17 protein-coding genes are annotated in these 20,932 nt (G+C 32.0%); 9 read left to right on the forward strand and 8 right to left on the reverse strand.

All coding sequences use genetic code 11. The features are described 5' to 3' along the window. Positions 1-89 precede the first annotated feature (89 nt). The 3 genes from H0I30_RS09585 to H0I30_RS09595 all read left to right on the forward strand — a co-directional run bounded on the left by H0I30_RS09585 (position 90) and on the right by H0I30_RS09595 (position 6,674). Complete coding sequence (locus H0I30_RS09585; protein WP_218771641.1) at positions 90-2,417, forward strand: TonB-dependent receptor; 2,328 nt, start codon at positions 90-92, stop codon at positions 2,415-2,417. A gap of 208 nt (positions 2,418-2,625) precedes the next feature. Further along, positions 2,626-5,442: a TonB-dependent receptor gene (locus tag H0I30_RS09590; protein ID WP_218771642.1), complete on the forward strand. Its 2,817-nt coding sequence runs from the start codon at positions 2,626-2,628 to the stop codon at positions 5,440-5,442. Between the two features lie 35 nt (positions 5,443-5,477). Next, positions 5,478-6,674 carry a multidrug transporter gene (locus tag H0I30_RS09595; protein ID WP_218771643.1) on the forward strand — a complete coding sequence of 399 codons (1,197 nt, stop codon included), beginning with the start codon at positions 5,478-5,480 and terminating at the stop codon, positions 6,672-6,674. Positions 6,675-6,725: 51 nt separating this feature from the next. Here H0I30_RS09595 and H0I30_RS09600 read toward each other — a convergent pair whose 3' ends face one another. The 6 genes from H0I30_RS09600 to H0I30_RS09625 all read right to left on the reverse strand — a co-directional run bounded on the left by H0I30_RS09600 (position 6,726) and on the right by H0I30_RS09625 (position 14,197). Next, positions 6,726-7,145: a hypothetical protein gene (locus H0I30_RS09600; protein WP_218771644.1), complete on the reverse strand. Its 420-nt coding sequence runs from the start codon at positions 7,143-7,145 to the stop codon at positions 6,726-6,728. A gap of 85 nt (positions 7,146-7,230) precedes the next feature. Next, positions 7,231-10,092 carry a translation initiation factor IF-2 gene (infB, locus tag H0I30_RS09605; RefSeq protein ID WP_218771645.1) on the reverse strand — a complete coding sequence of 954 codons (2,862 nt, stop codon included), beginning with the start codon at positions 10,090-10,092 and terminating at the stop codon, positions 7,231-7,233. Between the two features lie 131 nt (positions 10,093-10,223). After that, on the reverse strand, positions 10,224-11,480 hold the full coding sequence (gene nusA, locus H0I30_RS09610) for a transcription termination factor NusA (protein WP_218771646.1): 1,257 nt from the start codon (positions 11,478-11,480) through the stop codon (positions 10,224-10,226). A 12-nt stretch (positions 11,481-11,492) separates the two neighbouring features. Then, positions 11,493-11,954: a ribosome assembly cofactor RimP gene (gene rimP, locus H0I30_RS09615; protein WP_218771647.1), complete on the reverse strand. Its 462-nt coding sequence runs from the start codon at positions 11,952-11,954 to the stop codon at positions 11,493-11,495. Between the two features lie 238 nt (positions 11,955-12,192). Next, positions 12,193-13,206 (reverse strand): DUF3089 domain-containing protein, encoded by a 1,014-nt coding sequence (locus H0I30_RS09620; protein WP_218771648.1) that lies wholly within the window; start codon positions 13,204-13,206, stop codon positions 12,193-12,195. Between the two features lie 85 nt (positions 13,207-13,291). Continuing rightward, positions 13,292-14,197: a hypothetical protein gene (locus H0I30_RS09625; RefSeq protein WP_218771649.1), complete on the reverse strand. Its 906-nt coding sequence runs from the start codon at positions 14,195-14,197 to the stop codon at positions 13,292-13,294. Positions 14,198-14,297: 100 nt separating this feature from the next. Between H0I30_RS09625 and H0I30_RS09630 the strand changes: the two genes are divergently transcribed. The 3 genes from H0I30_RS09630 to mscL are packed head-to-tail and all read left to right on the forward strand — an operon-like array spanning position 14,298 to position 16,458. Continuing rightward, a complete protein-coding gene (locus H0I30_RS09630) occupies positions 14,298-14,909 on the forward strand; it encodes a thymidine kinase (protein ID WP_218771650.1) in 612 nt (203 codons plus the stop codon). After that, positions 14,902-16,002, forward strand: a complete 1,101-nt coding sequence (gene alr / locus H0I30_RS09635) for an alanine racemase (protein WP_218771651.1) — start codon at positions 14,902-14,904, stop codon at positions 16,000-16,002. The genes H0I30_RS09630 and alr overlap by 8 nt, the downstream gene beginning before the upstream one ends. 45 nt (positions 16,003-16,047) lie before the next feature. After that, on the forward strand, positions 16,048-16,458 hold the full coding sequence (gene mscL / locus H0I30_RS09640; protein ID WP_255554362.1) for a large-conductance mechanosensitive channel protein MscL: 411 nt from the start codon (positions 16,048-16,050) through the stop codon (positions 16,456-16,458). Between the two features lie 67 nt (positions 16,459-16,525). Here the strand turns inward: mscL and H0I30_RS09645 are convergent, their stop codons facing one another. Next, positions 16,526-17,116 (reverse strand): carboxymuconolactone decarboxylase family protein, encoded by a 591-nt coding sequence (locus H0I30_RS09645; RefSeq protein ID WP_218771652.1) that lies wholly within the window; start codon positions 17,114-17,116, stop codon positions 16,526-16,528. A 108-nt stretch (positions 17,117-17,224) separates the two neighbouring features. Here H0I30_RS09645 and H0I30_RS09650 point away from each other — a divergent pair, with 108 nt between their 5' ends. The 3 genes from H0I30_RS09650 to H0I30_RS09660 all read left to right on the forward strand — a co-directional run bounded on the left by H0I30_RS09650 (position 17,225) and on the right by H0I30_RS09660 (position 19,851). After that, positions 17,225-17,650, forward strand: coding sequence for an OsmC family protein (locus tag H0I30_RS09650; protein ID WP_218771653.1), 426 nt, complete (start codon positions 17,225-17,227; stop codon positions 17,648-17,650). A 114-nt stretch (positions 17,651-17,764) separates the two neighbouring features. Continuing rightward, complete coding sequence (gene recJ, locus H0I30_RS09655) at positions 17,765-19,450, forward strand: single-stranded-DNA-specific exonuclease RecJ (protein WP_218771654.1); 1,686 nt, start codon at positions 17,765-17,767, stop codon at positions 19,448-19,450. 56 nt (positions 19,451-19,506) lie between these two features. Then, positions 19,507-19,851, forward strand: coding sequence for a hypothetical protein (locus H0I30_RS09660; protein ID WP_218771655.1), 345 nt, complete (start codon positions 19,507-19,509; stop codon positions 19,849-19,851). A gap of 9 nt (positions 19,852-19,860) precedes the next feature. Here H0I30_RS09660 and H0I30_RS09665 read toward each other — a convergent pair whose 3' ends face one another. Continuing rightward, positions 19,861-20,907, reverse strand: a complete 1,047-nt coding sequence (locus H0I30_RS09665) for an endonuclease/exonuclease/phosphatase family protein (RefSeq protein ID WP_218771656.1) — start codon at positions 20,905-20,907, stop codon at positions 19,861-19,863. Positions 20,908-20,932 lie beyond the last annotated feature (25 nt).

A 20,932-nucleotide genomic window follows, 5' to 3' on the forward strand; every position in this document is an offset into this window, starting at 1 on the left:
AATATATAAATTTTCATTTATATAAAATAATTTTTAGTCTTATCTAAAAATTATTTTACCTTTGTAGAAAAATAATAAATAAAGTACCCATGAAAAATGCTGTTTTTTTAATTATTCTATTTGCAACCACCTTTATAAAAGCACAAATAATTACAGGAAAAACAACCAACCTAAAGGGAGAGACAATCCCTTTTGTAAACATTCTCGTAAAAGGAACAAACATTGGAACAACAACTGATGAAAACGGAAATTACACGATAGAAACATCAAAAAATAAATTTGTTTTAATTACTTCTTCTATTGGGTTTTTATCAGAAAGAAAAAACATCAACTTAAAATCATCAGAAGAAAAAAAAGTAGATTTTATTTTAACTGAAACTGCTGAGATTTTAGATCAAGTTACTGTAACAGGAACAAGAACGGATAGGCGAAGTACTAAAAACCCTGTAATTGTAAACGTAATTAACAGTGAAACTTTAGCAGACGTACAAGCATGCAACTTATCTGAAGGTTTAAAATTTCAGACCGGCTTACGTGTAGAAACTGACTGCCAAACTTGTAATTACACGCAATTACGTATGAACGGATTGGCAGGTGGTTATTCTCAAATATTAATAAATGGACGACCAATTTTTAGTCCACTAACCGGTTTATATGGTTTAGAGCAAATACCTACCAATATGATAGATCGTATTGAAGTTGTTCGCGGTGGCGGCTCTGCATTATACGGATCGAGCGCTATTGGTGGTACTGTTAATGTGATTACTAATGTTCCTAAAAAAGACGATTATAGTATTCAATACACTTATCAAAATTTTAAAGGCGCTTCAGATCATATCATTGCTGGTAATGCAACCGTTGTTAATGATGCTAAAAATGCTGGAATTTCTTTTTTCATAAATAATAGAGCTCGAGAAATTTACGATCATAATGGCGATAACTTCTCTGAATTACCACAATTAAAAAACAACTCATTTGGTACTAATTTGTTTTTCTTACCAACAGAAAATCAGAAGTTAGAAATTAACTTCAGTAAAATGAATGAATATCGTTATGGCGGCGAAATGATTAAAAACGCACCGCATTTTGCATTACAATCCGAAGAAAGAACACATGATGTATATGTTGGTAATATTGATTATCAAATTAATTTTAATGAAGATAAAAGCTCATTAATTACCTATTTTGCTTCTCAATACACCGCCAGAGATCATTACACAGGTATTCGCCCAGAAATAGGAACTCAAGAAGATACAGTTCATTTAGCAAATCCGCCTTATGGAAATTCAGAAACTACTACGTTTCAAGGTGGAATTCAGTTTAATCATAAACTAGAAGATTTCTTACAAGGAAATAATGTATTAACTATTGGTGGTGAATTTGTACAAGATGATGTGTATGACGAAATTGTTGCTTACAAATATGTTGTTGATCAGATTACTAAAAACTACGGTTTTTTTTTTCAGAGTGATTGGGAAATAAACGAAAAGTGGAATTTACTTGCAGGTGTTCGTTACGATCATCATAAATTAGATGCTTTAAAAAGAGACGGAACCAAAAAATTAATCACCAACAACGTGGCAAGTCCACGAGTTTCTTTACTTTTTAAACCTTTTGAGAAAACACAAATAAGAGCCACTTGGGGAACAGGATTTAGAGCACCACAAGCTTTTGATACCGATTTACACATTGCTTTTGCAGGTGGTGGAATATCGAGAGTACAACTTGCTAATGATTTAAAAAGAGAACGCTCTAATAGTTATACCGTTTCTTTTAATTACGATCAACCAACCGAACATTATATATACGGCTTTACGGTTGAAAGCTTTTATACCAACTTAAAAGATGCTTTCTTTTTAGAAGCGATAGGTGAAGATGAATTTGGTGAAGTTTTTGAAAAAAGAAATGGTAATGGCGCTATTGTAAAAGGAATAACTTTAGAAACAAGATTGAACTACGATGGAATTTTTCAGTTTGACGCTGGTTTCACATATCAATCGAGTAAATACAATACTGCCGTTAATAATTCCGATGCTTTAAATCCGAAAAAAGAATTTTTACGCACTCCAACTACTTACGGATATGCAACAGCAACATACACTCCTAATCAGAAATTTAAGACCGCTTTAAATTTAGTGTATACAGGTAAAATGGATGTATTACACTTAGCTTCTGATTTAAACTTAGCGAATGACGAATATTTTAAATCACCAAACTTCTTTAATCTAGGAATTAAAACAAGCTATAATTTTGAATTAGAAAAGTTAGATAGTAATATCGAATTTTTTGTAGGTGTTAAAAACCTTTTTGATGCTTATCAAACAAATTTCGACGTAGGCAAGGAACGTGATAGTAACTTTATTTATGGTCCTGCAAACCCAAGAACTTACACATTAGGCTTTAAAATATTTAAATAACCTATTAACACATACAATATACTGAAACCGGGAAGCTTATGTAAGCTTTTCGGCTTTTTCATAATCTACAGTTAATATTCTCGTAACAAAACAAGCCTTTATTAACATTTAAGAAACATTCTAATAAAACAAGGATAATTTACCTGTAACATTCGCTTTACAATATAACGTCAGATTTGCATTGTATTTAAAACGTAAGTTAATTAGAATGAAAAATTTAATATTAATAGCTCTTTTAGGCCTTTGCAGTTTTGTTTATTCACAAGATAAAGGAACCGTTAGTGGTCTTGTTACAGATAAAGAGATGAACAATGAAGCATTGCCATTTGCCAATGTTTTTATTAAAGGAACAACTGTTGGAGGAACTACAGATTTTGATGGTAAGTATACACTTAATGCTCCTGTCGGAAATCAAATAATAGTTTTTAGTTTTGTTGGTTATCAAACCATAGAAAAACAAATTATTGTTAAAGCCAATCAAACAATAACCGTTAACCAACAATTAGGAGCAAACGAAGGTGTTGCTTTAGATGAAATTGAAATTAAAGGTAGCACAAGTAAAGATAAAGCAAGTGCTTTATTACTTGAACAAAAAAAGGCCGTTGTTATTAAAGAAAGTATTGGCGCTGAAGAGCTATCATCAAAAGGAATATCTGATGCGGCAGGAGCGGTTTCTAAAATTTCTGGAGTTTCTAAGCAAGAAGGTTCAAGCAATGTATATGTTCGGGGTTTAGGAGATCGTTATTTAAATACCACAATGAATGGTTTATCATTACCATCAAACAACATTGCTAAGAAAAACATCGATTTAAATTTATTTCCTTCTGATATTATCCAAAACGTATCTATCAGTAAAGCTTATTCTTCTACTTTTTATGGAGATTTTGCTGCAGGTAATATCGATGTTTCTTCAAAAGAATATAAAGGTAACGGATTTGTAGAGGTAAATCTTAGTTCTGGTGTAAACTCTAGAGCAATGGGGCAAGATTTTAAAAAGAGCGAAGGAACTGGTGATTTTGGTTATTATAATAGGTTTAAACACAATCCGTATGCAGTTGTGCTTTCTCATGGTGTAGATCCTATAAATGCTAGCAGCCCTATTAACAATTCTATTGGTATTAATGCTGGTAAATCTTTTGATTTTAATGACGAATCTAGATTAAGCCTTTTTGGAACCGCATCATTTAGTAGAAATTTTGAATATAGAGAAGGACCTGTTGTAGATTTTTCTAATGTATTTAAAAAGAAATATCCTAACGCACAAGAATACTCTTACTCAACTTCTACAACAGCAATGTTAAGTGCTTTTTATAAAATTAATAGCGACCATAAATTAAAATTCACCTCTCTTTTCTTAAACAATTCTGGTGATGAAGTTGGTTACTATGGTTATAAAGGTTTAGGTGAAAACAGAGATGCTTTAAGAAATACTGATGAAGGTTTTTATCAAATGAATGTGCAATATAACCAAGATCTTGTTTTTGTAAATCAAGTAACCGGTGATCATAAATTTGAGGATGACAAACTAAAATTAACCTGGGGTATTGGTTACAATAATGTTTTTGCTCACGAACCAGATAGAAAAAGAATAAGCTTAGAGAACTTTCAATATTCTCTAGACAATGACCCTAATACAAACCCTGTTTTCTTTACTAATAACTCTTTTGATAACCAACGTTATTTTCAAAAAATTATTGATGAGGAATTAAATAGTAGAATAAACTTAACTTATAAAACTTCAGAAAACCTAGCTTTAAACTTTGGGTATAACGGAAGAATTAAAGAAAGAAGTTTTGAAAATATTAGATATGGCTACGACATTTTAAACAAACAATTTGAAGTAACAGATGTTAATAATCTTAATGCTATTTTTAACATAAATAATGCCCAAATATTTAAAGACCAAACAGGTAAAATATTTAAACTAGATGCTTTTAGAAACATCCCTGGATATGAAAATGGTAACATTGCTAGTTTACCTGGTTTAAACGAAAACACCTATGATGGTCAATTAAAAATACATGCAGGTTATGTTTCTGCTGAAATAAGCGCAGGAGAAAAATGGGTGATTGTACCTGGTATTAGACTTGAATCTTTCAATCAAAATATTAATTATAATGTTATTAATATTAACCCGAATGACCCTGGTTACAGAAGCGCTTCTGAAACGTTTTTCTTACCAAGTTTAAACCTTAAATACGCATTAAACGAAGATCAAAACTTACGTTTTAACTTTAGTCAAACTGTATCTGTTCCAGAGTTTAAAGAAGTAGCTCCTTTTATATACGAAGGTATTGGACAAAGAGTTGGTGGTAATCCTGATTTATTAGACGACCCATCATTTTCTAAAGTATTTAACATCGATTTAAAATATGAATGGTTTATTTCTAGAGATGAAATAGTATCTATCGCTGCATTCGGAAAACAAATTAACAACCCTGTAAACCTTGTAATAGCGAATAGTGCAGCAGGTAACCAACGTTATTTTAGAACAGGAGATAAAGCTACTGTTTTAGGTGTAGAGCTAGAGGTACGTAAAAACTTAATAAAAAATGAAGATGATGAAACAGTAATTTCTACTGGTTTTAACTTTACTTACATGCACACAAAACAAGATTTAAAACAAAACATCTCAGGTCTTTCTCGCTACAGCACAACCTTTAATAGAGATAGTGATGAGCTTCAGGGTGCATCTCCTTTCTTAATAAACGCAAACATTAATTATAGTCCGATAAGTTTTAAAAACTACAAGCCAATTACCTCGATCGTTTTCTCTTATTTTTCAGACAGAATAGACGCTTTAGGAGCTGGTGCATTAGGAAACATTATCGAAAAAGGAGTACCAACTTTAGATTTTGTTTGGAAGAATAAAATTGGTGAAAAATGGGAAGTAAACTTAAAAGCTAAAAACTTATTAGACCCATCAATAAAAAGAGTTAGAGAAAACACTTCTATAGGAGATGTTATTTTATCTGAATATAAAAGAGGAACGAATATAGGCTTAGGTCTTAAATACAAATTTTAACAACTAAATAAAAACACTTATTAAACTTTAAAAAAATGAAAAACAATTTTTTATTAGGATTAGCAATTGCAACTACATTATTAACATCATGTGGTGAGGATGGTACTGCTGACATCGTTATAAACGACAACAGCATAACAAACAACAACAACGGTGGTACAAACCCTACAACCGGTGAAAATGTTGAATTAAGAGGAAACTATACAAATGATTTAACTTTAGATGCTTCTAAAAACTATACGATAACAGGACCAACAATTTTTGAAGATGGTACAACATTAACAATACCAGCTGGTACAGTTATAAAAGCAGCTGCTACAGGTGCTGATGTATATTTAGCAATTGCACAAGGAGCTAAAATAATGGCCGAAGGTACTTCTAGTCAACCAATTATTTTTACATCAAGTGCAAATACACCAAATGCCGGTGATTGGGGTGGTTTAATTTTATTAGGAAAGGCTCCTATAAACTCTGTAGTTGGTGGTACTGCTACTTCTACTTCAGAAATTGCAAGTTTACCTTACGGTGGAAATATTGCTGATGATAACTCTGGAAAATTAAGTTATGTAAGAGTAGAATATTCTGGTGGTAAAGCTGATGGGTCTTCAGAAAACAACGGATTCTCTTTTTATGGAGTCGGTAATGCAACTACTGTAGAATATATTCAAATGTTTGAGGGAAAAGATGATGGAGTTGAATTCTTTGGTGGTACTGTAAACGTAAGTAATGTTTCTGTAGTAAATGCAGAAGATGATTCTATCGACTGGACAGAAGGATATTCAGGAACCATTACAAATGCTTATGTAAAGCACGGAACTGATCATGATAAAGGATTTGAATGCGATGGTTATAATACAGATATAGGAAACTTATCTAGCACTAACTTCTTTTCTAAGCCTACTGTAACAAACGTAACTATTGAAGGTTTAGGCTCTGGTACTGAAAATGAAGCTATCCGTTTAAGAGCTGGTACACAAGGTATATTTAACAATGTTTTATTAGTAGGTTTTGCTGAAGGATTTGATCTTGATGGTGATAACACAGATAACCCAACTGGTAAAGGAGTTACAGAAGGTAATTTAAAAGCTACTGATGTAAAATTTGAGGATATTACTGTTAAAGTAAAAAATGATACAGGTGTTGCTTTTACGACAGCAGACTTTATGACTGAAAACGCAGCTGCTACAGGTACAGATTATGCTACATGGGGAGCAGGTTGGACTAGAAAATAATTTTTATTTTTAATAAAAAAAACCGAGCAATTGCTCGGTTTTTTTATGCTTTTAATTTTTTATCAAACTGTATAATAAATCTTCTAGTTTTTTTAATTCTTTAGGTGGGTTACCAGCATCAAAACTTGATGATACATATTCCTTACCTTTTAGTACTATAGTCATTTTACCTATTAAAGCCATATCAGTAGCTCTATTATTGGTTGGTGCTTTTAAATCGGCTATTTCAGCTAGCTTTATTAAACTTACCAACTCATTTAAACTCCTTAATTGTTTCTTAGAAAGCTCATATACACCTTCTTTTTTGGGTAATTTATAAGACACCTCTTTAGCATCAACATTAATTAATGTCATACTTCCTCTTGTTCGAGCTTCATACTTAATACTATCAAAACTCTTATCTATATTTTGTGAGGCACAACTCATGGTTAATAGCATAAAAAAAGGTATAATTATTTTTAAATATTTCATTTGTTTAAATTTTAAGGCCACATGTAAATATAAAAAAAGACACCTTAAATAAGGTGTCTTTTAAAATTATATAGTAGGTTTAAATTTACTTCAACTTCTTCTTAACTGCTATTTCAGTATAAGCTTCAATTACATCTCCTTCAGCAATATCATTGTATCCTTTTATTTGAACACCACAATCATACCCTTTTGTTACTTCTTTAACATCATCTTTGAAACGTTTTAATGCAGTTAATACACCATCGTGAACAACAATTCCGTCTCTAATAATACGTATTTTAGAATCTCTTGTTATTTTACCACTCATTACCATACAACCTGCAATGTTACCAACTTTAGAAATTTTATAAACTTCTCTAATTTCAATATTTCCAAGAATTTCTTCTTTCATATCAGGAGATAACATTCCTTCCATGGCATCTTTAAGATCGTTAATAGCATCATAAATAATAGAATATGTTCTAATATCTACTTCTTCTCTATCTGCTACTACACGTGCATTTCCTTGCGGACGTACATTAAATCCTACAATAATGGCATCAGATGCTGTTGCTAATAATACATCAGATTCTGTAATTGCTCCAACTCCTTTATGTAAAATATTTACTTGAATTTCTTCAGTAGATAATTTCTGGAATGAATCTGTTAAGGCTTCTACCGAACCATCTACATCTCCTTTTAAGATAATGTTTAATTCTTTGAAATCTCCTAACGCAATACGACGACCAATTTCTGCTAATGTTAATGTTTTTTGAGTTCTTACAGATTGCTCTCTTTGTAATTGAGAACGTTTTGCTGCAATTTGTTTTGCTTCACGCTCATCTTCAAACACATTAAACTTATCACCTGCTTGTGGTGCACCGTCTAATCCTAATATTGATACAGGTGTAGATGGTCCGGCAACTGAAACTTTGTTTCCTTTATCATCAAACATAGCTCTTACTTTACCACTATGCTTACCTGCTAAAATATAATCTCCAATTTTTAATGAACCTGTTTGTACTAAAATTGTAGATACATATCCTCTACCTTTATCTAGTAATGCTTCAACAACTGCTCCTGTTGCAGTTCTATTTGGATTTGCTTTTAATTCTAAAATTTCTGCTTCAAGTAATACCTTTTCTAATAACTCAGGAATTCCTTCCCCTGTTTTAGCTGAAATATCTTGAGACTGAATATTACCTCCCCATTCTTCAATCAATAAATTCATCTGCGATAATTGTGTTTTCACATTATCTGGATTTGCATTTGGTTTATCAATCTTGTTAATAGCAAAAATAATTGGCACACCTGCTGCCTGAGCATGAGAAATAGCTTCTTTTGTTTGTGGCATTACATCATCATCTGCTGCAGCTACAATAATTACTAAATCTGTTACTTGAGCTCCACGCGCACGCATTGCTGTAAAGGCCTCGTGACCTGGTGTATCTAAAAATGCTATTTGTTGATCTCCAACGTTCACTGAATATGCACCAATATGCTGAGTAATACCTCCTGATTCACCTTCAATTACATTCGCCTTACGGATGTAATCTAACAATGATGTTTTACCGTGATCTACGTGACCCATTACCGTAATAATTGGTGCACGTGTTATTAAATCTTCTGGCTTGTCTATAACTTCTTCAATAGATTCTTCTACCTCAGCGCCAACAAATTCTACTTTATGATTAAATTCTTCAGCAACAATAACTAATGTTTCAGCATCTAAACGCTGATTCATTGTTACCATCATTCCTAACATCATACATGAAGAAATAATGTTTGTTACAGGAACATCCATCATTGTAGCAACTTCACTTACAGTAACAAATTCAGTTACTTTTAAGATCTTATTGTCTAATGCTTGAGCTTCTAATTCCGCTTCAGTATGCTCTCTGTGTGCATCCCTTTTATTTCTACGGTATTTAGCTCCTTTACCTTTTTTAGATTTACCTTGAAGTCTTTCTAAAGTTTCACGTACTTGTTTTTGTACTTCTGCTTCTGTAGGTTCTTCTTTTTTAACAACTGCCGATCTTTGTCCTGGTCTTCCTCTTCCTCCTGGACGACCAACACCACCTCTTCCTGTTGGACGACCAACACCACCACCTCTTGTAGAAGGTCTTGCTGATGTTCCTGGTTTTGCAGTTCCCGGCTTACTAATTCTTTTACGCTTCTTTTTATCAGCGTCAGATTTAGCATCTGGTTTTTTCTTCTTAGGTCTTTCAAATTGCTTTAAGTCAATTTTTTGACCTGTAATTCTAGGACCGTCAAGTTTTTTATACTGAGTTTTAAGTTTCTCAGCGTTTTCTGGAGTAACCTCTACTGGTTTCTCTTCTTTCACTTCTTCCACTTTTTTCTCTGCTACTTTTTCAGTTGGTTTTTCTTCAACCTTTTTCGGAGCCTCCTTTACTATTTTAAACTTTGCTTTTACTGGCTCTTTTCTTTCAATCTTAGCTGTAGGTGCTTTAGTTTTCTTTTCAACCACTTTTTCAGTTGATTTCTCAACCTTTTTAGCTTCTTGAACAGGAGTTTCTTCTTTAGGTGTTTCTTCAACCTTTTTCGGAGCTTCTTTTGTAGGTGATGGCTTTTCTTCAACTGCTTTACCAGTTTTCACATCAATCTTACCTACAGTTTTAAGCTCTAATTTTTTAGCTTTAGCTTTTAAAACTTCTTGCTTTTTAGCTTCGTCTTCTACCCTCTTCTTCTCTTGCTCTTCTTCTACTTGTAGACGAATAGCTTCCTTTTCTTTACGCTTTTCTTCGCTTACTTCCTTAGAGGCTACTTTCTTAGATTTATCTGTTTGAAAACCATCAAATAATATTTGATATTCTTTATCAGAAATTTTAGTAGTAGGACGAGCTTCTATTTCATGACCACTTTTAGCTAAGTGTTCTACAGCTCTATCTAAAGAAATGTTTAATTCTCTTAATACTTTATTGAGTCTTAATTTGTTGCCTTCAGCCATAAATTATTTTATACTTTATATTCAAAAAACACACTTTATACTTTCGTATAGTTACGTTCTTTTTCTTTTAATGTCAGATTTTGTATTGATTATCATCAATTTTGCAGGAGACTGACTTCCTTTACTTTCTTTTATTCTTCGAATTCTTCTCTTAAAACTCTCTGAACATCTAATATTGTTTCTTCTTCTAAATCGGTTCTTTGTACTAACATCGAAACGTCTTTCTCAAGAACACTCTTTGCTGTATCTAAACCTATTTTTTTGAATTCTGCAATTACCCAAGCTTCAATTTCATCAGAAAACTCTGTTAACTCAACATCTTCTTCTTCTAAACCTTCACGCTGCACATCTATTTCGTAGCCTGTTAATTCACTAGCTAAACGAATATTTACTCCTGATCGCCCAATTGCTTTAGATACTTCTTCTGGCTTTAATAGAACACTTACACGTCCTTTCTTACCATTTTTCTCTTCCTCGTAAGGCTTAATATCTACCGATGTTACTTTTGCAGGGCTTAATGCTCTTGCTATAAATAACGGCTCGTTTTTAGTGTAATTGATTACATCGATGTTTTCGTTTCCTAATTCACGAACAATACCGTGAATACGAGATCCTTTTACACCAACACAAGCTCCTACAGGATCAATTCTATCATCATAAGAATCTACCGCTACTTTTGCTTTATCACCAGGTATTCTTGCAACACCTTCAATAGTAATTAATCCGTCAAAAACTTCTGGTATTTCTTGTTCAAATAATTTTACTAAGAAAGCTGGTGAAGTTCTTGATAATATAATAGCAGGTTTATTACCTCTTAATTCTACCGTCTTTATAACTCCACGAACAGCATCTCCTTTTCTGAAAAAATCTGAACGAATTTGCTCACTTTTTGGTAAAACGATTTCGTTTCCTTCATCGTCTAACAAAATTACTGCATTATGTCGGATATGGTGCACTTCAGCACTATAAATTTCACCTTCTAACTCTTTAAATTGCTTAAAGATGTTTGTACTATCGTGCTCGTGTATTTTAGAAATTAAATTTTGGCGTAATGCTAAAATAGCACGTCTTCCTAAATCGATTAACTTTACTTCTTCTGATACATCTTCACCGATTTCAAAATCTGGTTCAATTCTTCTTGCTTCTGCAAGCTCTATTTCTTCATTATCATCTTCTGAAAAACCATCAGCAACTACTACACGGTTTCTCCAAATTTCTAAATCCCCTTTATCTGGATTAATAATTATATCAAAGTTATCATCAGATCCAAACCTACGTTTTAATGCTGCACGAAATACTTCTTCTAAGATAGACATTAGTGTTACCCTGTCTATACTTTTATTATCTTTAAACTCTGAAAATGATTCAATTAACGCAATATTTTCCATTTCATTCTCTTATTAAAATATGATCTTCACTTTTGCTTCTTTAATCTCTTCATACAATAAAACCATTGTTTTCTCTACCGTATGTTTTCCTTTACCAATTGGTTTAGGTTCTCTCGCTTTCCAAAACAATGTAATAGTATCTTCAGTTGCTTCGGTTAACGTTCCTTCAAATTCTTCTGTTGCTGTTTTAACTTTTAGAATTCTACTAATATTCTTTTTATACTGACGCTTCACTGTAAGCGCATGTGCAATATCTGGTGTTGTAACCTCTAAAGAAAAATCTTCTTCTTCTCTATCTAAATTATGCTCTATTTTTCTACTAATACGCATACATTCATTTAAAGGTACTCCTGAATCACCATCAACAATCACTTTTATTTTACTGTTCGCTAAAAATTGCAAATCGATTAAATATAACGATTCGTTCTCTTGCAAAGCTTCCTGTAATAATTCTTTTACTTTTTCTTGATTCATCCTGAGGTATAAAAAGAGGGGACTCTCGTCCCCTTCCATCCATCTAATTAATAAATTTGCTGCAAAGATAGTAAGTTATTCATTAACACGCAAATATCTTCTTCTTCAAAATACTTCACGTAAACAGAAAGAATTATCTACTTAAATATACCGCTATCATGATAAAAAGACTCAGTTTTATAAATTACGATGCGTTTTATTGTTCCTTAAAAATCAAAAGCTAAAACACTTAATATACTTATTGGTTAGTATCTAGCCAATTTTGCACTCTTAATTCGCTATTCTTTTTTACATCTAACCAAAATAAATTAATATCTCCTGCGTGATAATTCTTAAGAAATGACATAAAAAAACGCAATGGAAATTTAGGATTTGTAGACCAAACTAAACCGTCTGTAATTTCAATTTTTAATGCTTGACAATATAAATTACCATTGCTATATAAAAAACCTTTATGCTCTTTTAACGCTGTAGTTTTAGATGCATCCCAATTTATTGGGTTTGTTGTTACGCTTCCTTTATACCAATCTTTATTTTTAGGGAAATTCCCTTTCTTAAAAGTATTCCAAGAAACAAAACCTCCTATTTCTTCTGGAGAATCCATCGGCTTAATTGTTTTAAACTCGTTAGGTGCTACGCGCATCCCAGGAATATAAGCTGCTACTAACCTGTTTCGGAGTGGTTTTTCATCAAAAAAATCTTTTAATAATCGAATTGCGTGCCTAGAACCCTGACTATGACCTGCAATTATAATAGGTCGATCATTGTTATACTTTTTTAAATATACTTGAAAAGCATTTTTCACATCTTCATACGCTAAACCTAAAGCCTTATTGCCTCCTTTTTTATGCTTTTTATTAAAAGACCGGTAATGTGCTTGTCTATAAAAAGGCACATACATTTGCCCAGATGTTGCAAAGGCTGAAGCCTGATATAAAACAACTTTGTTTAACACTTTATCATTCTGTTCTTTATCGGTTATAGGAACATTCCATCGATCATCTTTTTTACTCGTATTTAAAGTTGGATATATATAAAAAACATCTGCTTTTAAAGTGGTGTTTTGAGAAGGTAAGTATTTAGCAAAACCTTTTGGGTATGTAGATGGTAAAACTGCCCATGAGCTTTCTAACTCATAATTTGGCTTTGAAGGACTATTTTTATCGCTAAACATTTGTGTATTGTAAGTTGATTTACAACTACCAAAAATGACTAACAAAAACACACCTATTACAATCTTAACACTTTTCATTTTTTACATTTTTCTTAGTAAATCATTTTTTTTTGAACACTTCATTCCAAAATGCGTATATATAACTATTAGGTCTGAATTCATTTTAAACAAATCTTCTTTCAATTATTGAAAATAGGCGCGCTTCGTATTCTTCTTTATTAGACCAATCATAATCTGGTTTAATCATTTTATTAATGAATTTTTTAGCCTCTTTCTCTGTTTTAAATGTATTTAACTGAGAAACTACTCTATTAAAATCACTTTGATTTCCATCAAACAAATGCTTTACAAAAACAATTCTATCGTTTAAATCTATTTGAATAGTATTTTGCAGTTGATCATTTAATGACTTTCTTAAATCAACTTTTTCAAATAAATCAGCCATAACGTCAACTGAAATTGTTCCTTCTAACTCATCTTCAAGAGTGCCTTTTTTCACATCTTTAATCTCTTCTTCATCATCTTCAACTATCTCTTCTTCTGTAAATAATAAATTCTCAATCTCATCAAAAGGTTGTTCTACAATCTCTTTTACCTCTTCTAAACTTATTATTTCCTCTTCAATTTCTACAGTAACTTCCTCAACAGCTTCAACCTTGGTAATTTCAACGACCTCTTTAACAGATTCAATTTCAGTAACTTCAACAACCTCTACTATTTCTGCAACAGGTTCGCTTGTAACTTCAGCGACGACTTCTACTTCTGTAATTTTTTCTTCAGCCTCTTCTTCTAGTTGGTGTATAACTTTATTTGTTGTTTTAAAAGAATCTTCAGCGTTACTTTCTTTGCTTTTCTTTTCTTCTGCCAACAAAATATCACTTAATAATTCTTCTTTTGTCTTTAAAGGATTATGGGTATTATTTATATATTCTTCTATATATGCTAAAACCGAAAGTTTTTCATAAACCTCATGAGCCTTCTGTTTTAACTCAAACACATCATCTTTATTTTTCATTCGTAAAATGCTGTGTGCTAAACTGGTTAAATCTGATGCTAGTTTTTTGTGCATAAGTTGTTCTTTGATTTTAATTTTTGCTGTTAAATTTTAATAAATTTGTTGCTTAGTCGAAAGTAACACAAAAATCAATAATAGCGCTTAAAATTACAAAATGTTTCTTGAAAATACAGTAAATCATATAGAACAATTTGGTTGGATTGAGGTAATTTGCGGCTCAATGTTTTCGGGTAAAACCGAAGAATTAATTCGCAGACTTAAACGTGCGCAATTTGCAAAGCAACGCGTAGAGATTTTTAAACCCTCAGTAGATACTCGTTACGATGATGAAGAAGTGGTATCTCATAATGCCACCAAAATTAGATCAACACCAGTTCCGTCCTCATCAAATATTAGAATATTAGCTAATAATGTTGATGTTGTTGGTATTGATGAAGCACAGTTTTTCGACGATGAAATCGTTGCTGTTTGTAACGATTTAGCCAACAGAGGCGTGCGAGTTATTGTTGCGGGTTTAGATATGGATTTTAAAGGAAACCCTTTCGGACCGATGCCTGCACTAATGGCAACTGCCGAATATGTAACAAAAGTACATGCCGTTTGTACTCATACAGGTAACTTAGCTCACTATAGCTATAGAAAAGCGTTAAATGACGATTTGGTTTTACTTGGCGAAACCCAAGAATACGAACCATTAAGTAGAGCCGCCTATTACAAAGCAATGCAAGTGCAAAACAAAAAGAAAGAAAACCTATCGGATGAATAATCATGTTACTGTTTTAGAAATTGATGCAGCGTCTGTGCATCATAATCTTGCTTATTTTAAGCAAAAATTAAATCCAAAAACCAAAATTTTAGCTGTTGTAAAAGCTTTTGGTTACGGTAGTGAAGCTACAGAGATAGCAAAAACACTTCAAGATAAAATAGATTATTTTGCGGTTGCTTATTCTAACGAAGGAATTATTTTACGTGATGCTGGTATTAAAACACCTATTTTAGTTTTACATCCACAGATTCAGAATTTAGAGGATATTGCAAAATACCGACTAGAACCAAACCTGTATAACTTTAAAATATTAGAGGCTTTTTTACAATTAGCGGATAAAAAGCCACTAATGAATTACCCTATTCACATTAAATTTAACACAGGTTTAAACAGATTAGGTTTTTGGCACACCGATACTCCGATGCTTATTACTCAATTAAAAAAATCTAACAATATAAAAGTTGCATCAATTTTTTCTCATTTAGCCGCGAGTGAAGATGCCAATGAGCAAGATTTTACAATTGGGCAAATAAACAACTTTGCTTATATTATAAAAGAAATATATCAGCATTTAGGTTACAAACCTATGATTCATATCCTAAACACTTCTGGCGTTGTTAATTACCCACAAGCTCAGTTTGATATGGTTCGTATAGGCATCGGCTTGTATGGTTTTGGAAACAACGAATATGAAACTTCTCAATTAAAAAATACCCATACCTTAAAATCTATTATATCGCAAATACATATAGTTCAGCCTGGCGAAACTGTAGGTTACAGTAGGGCTTTTGTTGCTAGTAAACTAACTCGTAGCGCAACTATTCCTATCGGACATGCAGATGGTATTTCGCGAAAACTAGGAAATAAAGAAGGCTTTGTATTTATCAATAATCAACCTGCTCCTATCATCGGAAATGTTTGTATGGATATGATTATGGTTGATGTTACAAAAATTGACTGTAAAGAAGGTGATGAAGTTATTATTTTTAACCATCAAAAACACATTCAATATATTGCTCATAAGTGCGAAACTATTTCGTATGAAATACTTACCGCAATATCTCAACGTATAAAAAGATTGGTTAAAAGCTAAATTTTATTTACTTTTCTACTCAATTAACTATTAAAACTCAAAAATATGGGAATGCTTAAAGAATTTAAAGAGTTTGCAATGAAAGGTAACTTAGTCGACATTGCTGTTGGTTTTGTTATGGGTGCAGCTTTTAAACAAGTAGTAACTTCTTTTACAGGCGGTATTGTATCTCCTTTAATTGGCTTATTATTTAATGCCGATTTTAAAGATTTAAAATACATTGCTAAAGAAGGAGTCGCAGACGAAGCCGGAAAAATAACAGGTGAAGTTGCTATTTTATATGGTGAGTTTCTAACCAATGTTATCGACTTTATTATCGTAGCTTTTGTAATGTTTATGGTGGTAAAAGCGATAAACGCAATGAAAAAGAAGGAAGAACCAGCTCCTGCTGCTCCAAAAGGACCGAGTCAGGAAGATTTATTAGGTGAAATTAGAGATTTATTAAAAAATAAATAACAGCTAATTACAAATACAAAAAAGCCGGTAAAATTTAATTTTTACCGGCTTTTTATTGTGCTATCTTTTAAATATGTTTCCCTTTTTCCCAACCATGTTTTCCTAAATATTGATCTCCGCTTTCTACTGCTCCTTCTTCGATCGAAGTTCCCATAGAGTCGTTCCACCTATTTAAATATCCGAAGAGAGAAATAACACCTAACATTTCTACAATCTCTCCTTCATCCCAATATTTATACAATTCGGCTTTTATCTTATCATCAACCATATTCGGAACCATAGAAGCAGCTAATGAAAAATCTAACGCAGCTCGTTCTGCTTCAGAAAAAGCAGCGTGCGTTTTATATTCCCAAATATTATCTAATTGCTCTTGTTCTGCTCCATAACGTTCAGCAGCTCTAATAGCATGCGCTTGGCAATACCTACAACCTGTAGCGTTACTAGAAACCCAAGCAATCATTCTTTTTAAAGCTGATGTTACCTTACCCTCATTTGCCATAACTGCTTTATTTAAGTTGATAAAAGCTTTTGAAATGGCAGGACGCCTTTGCATTGTTAAAACCGAATTCGGACAAAACCCAAGTGTTTCATTAAAAAATTCGGCTAATTCTTTTGTTTCTTTATCATGATCGGCAGATAATGGTGTTACTAATGGCATATGTTTTATTTTTTGATGATTTTTTACTGTAGTTTTGTAAAAGAGCGCAACATCTCGTTGCTTCTTTTTTAAATTTGCATACGCAATAAACAAAAAAATAATCAAATTATGGCATCACATACAGTTACAACAGTTTGGAAAGAAAATATGCAATTCGAAACTGATAATCCAAGCGGACATAAAGTTTTAATTGATACTTCTGAAGAAAACGGAGGAAACAATTCTGGTTTAGGACCAAAGGCAATGATGTTATCGTCTTTAGCAGGTTGTTCTGGTTTAGATGTGATTTCTTTATTAAATAAAATGAGAACTTCTGTGGTCGATTTTAAAATGGAAGTTACTGGCGAGTTAACAGAAGAACACCCTAAGTATTATAATAAAGTTTCGGTTGATTATCACTTTTACGGAACAGATTTAGATGAAGAAAAAATTAATAAAGCAGTAAAATTATCAGTAGATAAATATTGTGGTGTTATGGAAATGTTTAGAAAATTTGCGGATGTAAAAACTACAAATCACTTTCATAAGCAATAAACATTCGCTTTAATTTATAATCTTTACGTGATTCTGAATTTATTTCATAATCAAATACTTACAATAAACAACTGAGGATTAATTCATGTAATCCTTTCGTTTTAAATTAAAAATATGCGTTGGACTTTAAAACCAGCACCCGATTCTAAAAAAGTAAATCAATTAGCTAAAGAATTATCTGTCGATAAAACTTTGGCTAAAATTCTTGTGCAACGAAATATTGACACTTTTGATAAAGCAAAACAGTTTTTTAGACCTTCATTAAACGATTTACACGATCCGTTCTTAATGAAAGACATGCAAATAGCGGTTGAACGAATTGAAAAAGCAATTGCCAACAACGAAAATATTTTAGTTTTTGGCGATTATGATGTTGACGGAACCACTGCCGTTTCTTTAATGTCGTCTTATTTAAAAACAATTCACCCAAATATTGCCACTTATATTCCCGATAGATATGCCGAAGGTTATGGTGTTTCCTACATGGGAATTGATTTTGCACAAGACAATGATTTCTCGTTAATTATTGCTTTAGATTGCGGAATAAAAGCCATCGATAAGGTTGCGTATGCGTCTAAAAAAAATATCGATTTTATTATTTGTGACCACCATAAACCAGGAGCAGAAGTGCCAAAAGCTGTTGCCATTTTAAATCCGAAGCAAGTAGATTGTTCGTATCCGTATGATGAATTATGTGGTTGCGGAGTTGGTTTTAAATTGATTCAAGCATTGGCATCAAAAAGAAATCAAACTATTGATGATTTAGTAGGTTATTTAGATTTGGTAGCCACCGCAATTGCAGCAGATATCGTTCCGATGACGGGCGAAAACAGAACGCTAGCTTATTGGGGTTTGCAGGTAATTAATTCGCAGCCAAGAAACGGAATTAAAGCAATTATTCATCAATTAGATAAAAAAGTATTAACCATTACCGATGTTGTTTTTATTATCGCTCCGCGGATAAATGCTGCGGGTAGAATGAAGCACGGTAATCATGCTGTTGAACTCTTAACTGAAATGGATTTTGAGACTGCTGTTGATTTTGCCTCCTCTATAGAAAAATACAATTCAGACAGAAAAGAACTCGATAAAAAAATTACGCAAGAAGCCTTACTTCAAATTGAAAAAAACGAAGAAACTGAAAAATTTACTTCTGTTGTTTTTGATGAAAGTTGGCACAAAGGTGTTATCGGGATTGTAGCTTCTCGCTTAATAGAAACTTATTACAGACCAACCTTAGTTTTTACTAAAAGTGGCGATAAATTAGCTGCTTCTGCTAGATCGGTAAAAGGGTTTGATGTATATAATGCGCTAGAACAATGTGCGGAGTTTATTGAACAATTTGGTGGCCATAAATATGCCGCGGGCTTAACTTTATTGCCCGAACAATATGAAGGTTTTAAAAATAAATTTGAAGAAGTTGTTGCAGCAACTATCGATAAAAATTTATTGATTCCTGAAATTAGTATCGATGCTGAATTAGATTTATCTGAAATTTCTCCAAAATTTTATAGAATATTACAGCAAATGGCGCCTTTTGGTCCGTTAAATATGAAACCTACTTTTTCAACCTCATCAGTTAGAGATAATGGCTACGGAAAACAAGTTGGAGCAGATAAAACACATTTAAAACTAAATATTATTTACGGTTCAGATAAAAGAACATACAATGCTATTGGTTTTAATTTAGGTAAAAAATTAGCTGTTGTTCAGAATGAATTTGATATTGTTTATGCATTAGATGAAAATACTTGGAACGGTAATACTACAATTCAATTAATGCTAAAAGATTTAAAATAATTTATTTAGAACTATTCTAAATAAATTATATATTTGTTTCCATAATACAATTGAATATGGAAAATATTATTAAAATATACGACAACAAAATTGGTGTTTCATTTTGCTGGAAAGACACAAGTACTAATTTAATTCAGATTATATTTCGAGATACAGGTTTTCATTTAAATGAAAACGAAATTGAAAGTTTTTTAGAAAAAGTAATTGACTCAAAAAGTCAAAAAAATTGCCCTACCTGCATCGAAGGAGAAAATTGTAAATCTATTTTATTACAAACACCCTCTAACAAAGTAAGCATGGCTGTATCAATGGTAGAATTGTCTCAAATAGATGATTTACTTAAGGGAACGCTGTTTCAAATGCGCATGAATAACTATTTAGATGATTTATGTAAAAATTAAAACTATTTTTTAATTTAGTTTTTCTTTTATCAAATACATATAAACGGGATAATGATCGCTATAACCACCCGTATATTTTCCGTAAGAGAAACTACGAAAAGGATATCCTTTATAGCGTCCTTTTTTCTCCGTTAAAAACTGTTTATTAAAAATTGCTGCTTTAAACATTTTAAAAGAAGAATACTCTTTTTTCCCTTTATCTAACAGCGATGAAGTTATTACAATTTGATCAAATAAATTAATATTATCCCGGTACATTAATGTGTTAAATCCGCGACGAAACATATTTTCATACGGATTGTAAAGATCATCTTTTGTAACATCACTCTTTTTCGCTTTAGTTTTTAAAACCGTTTTAAAACTCGAATTTATAGGATCATCATTAAAATCACCAAGAACTAATATCTTCGGGTTCGGATCGTTTTCTTTAATGTTTTTAATAATCTGAGTTACTTTATAAGCTGCTTTTTCTCGTAATGGTCTACTTTTTTTCTCACCGCCTCTTCGCGATGGCCAATGATTTACGATTACATGAATTAATTCATCATCTAAATAACCAGATACCCATAAGATATCTCGCGTATACACCTTTTTATTTTCCTTATAAATATTCGGATTAAACACTTCGAAATGAATTGGTTTAAAATATTTTTTTTGATATAATAAAGCGACATCAATACCTCTTTTATCAGGGGAATCGAAATGGATAATTCCGTAATCTTTGTTTTTTAATTTATCCGTATGTATTAAATCTTCCAATACTTTTTTATTCTCAACCTCAGCAACACCAATAATAGCCGGACTCGTTTTTGTTTTTTCTGAGCCTAATTGTAAAATAACATCAGATAATTTTTCTAATTTATCTTTATATACTTCTCCCCTATTTTCTTTAATTTCCATCATAGGACTAGCTTCATCATTCTTCTCAACATCGTCAACCGTATCAAAAAGGTTTTCTAGATTATAAAAACCAATCGTTCTTATTTTATATGTTTTTTGTGCATATGAAGATGCTGTAATAAGTACTATAAATATAAGAGTTGCTACTTTTTTCATTTTACAATATTTGTTGGTAAAAGTA

Source organism: Tenacibaculum sp. AHE14PA (assembly GCF_019278465.1).
GTDB lineage: Bacteria > Bacteroidota > Bacteroidia > Flavobacteriales > Flavobacteriaceae > Polaribacter > Polaribacter bernardetii.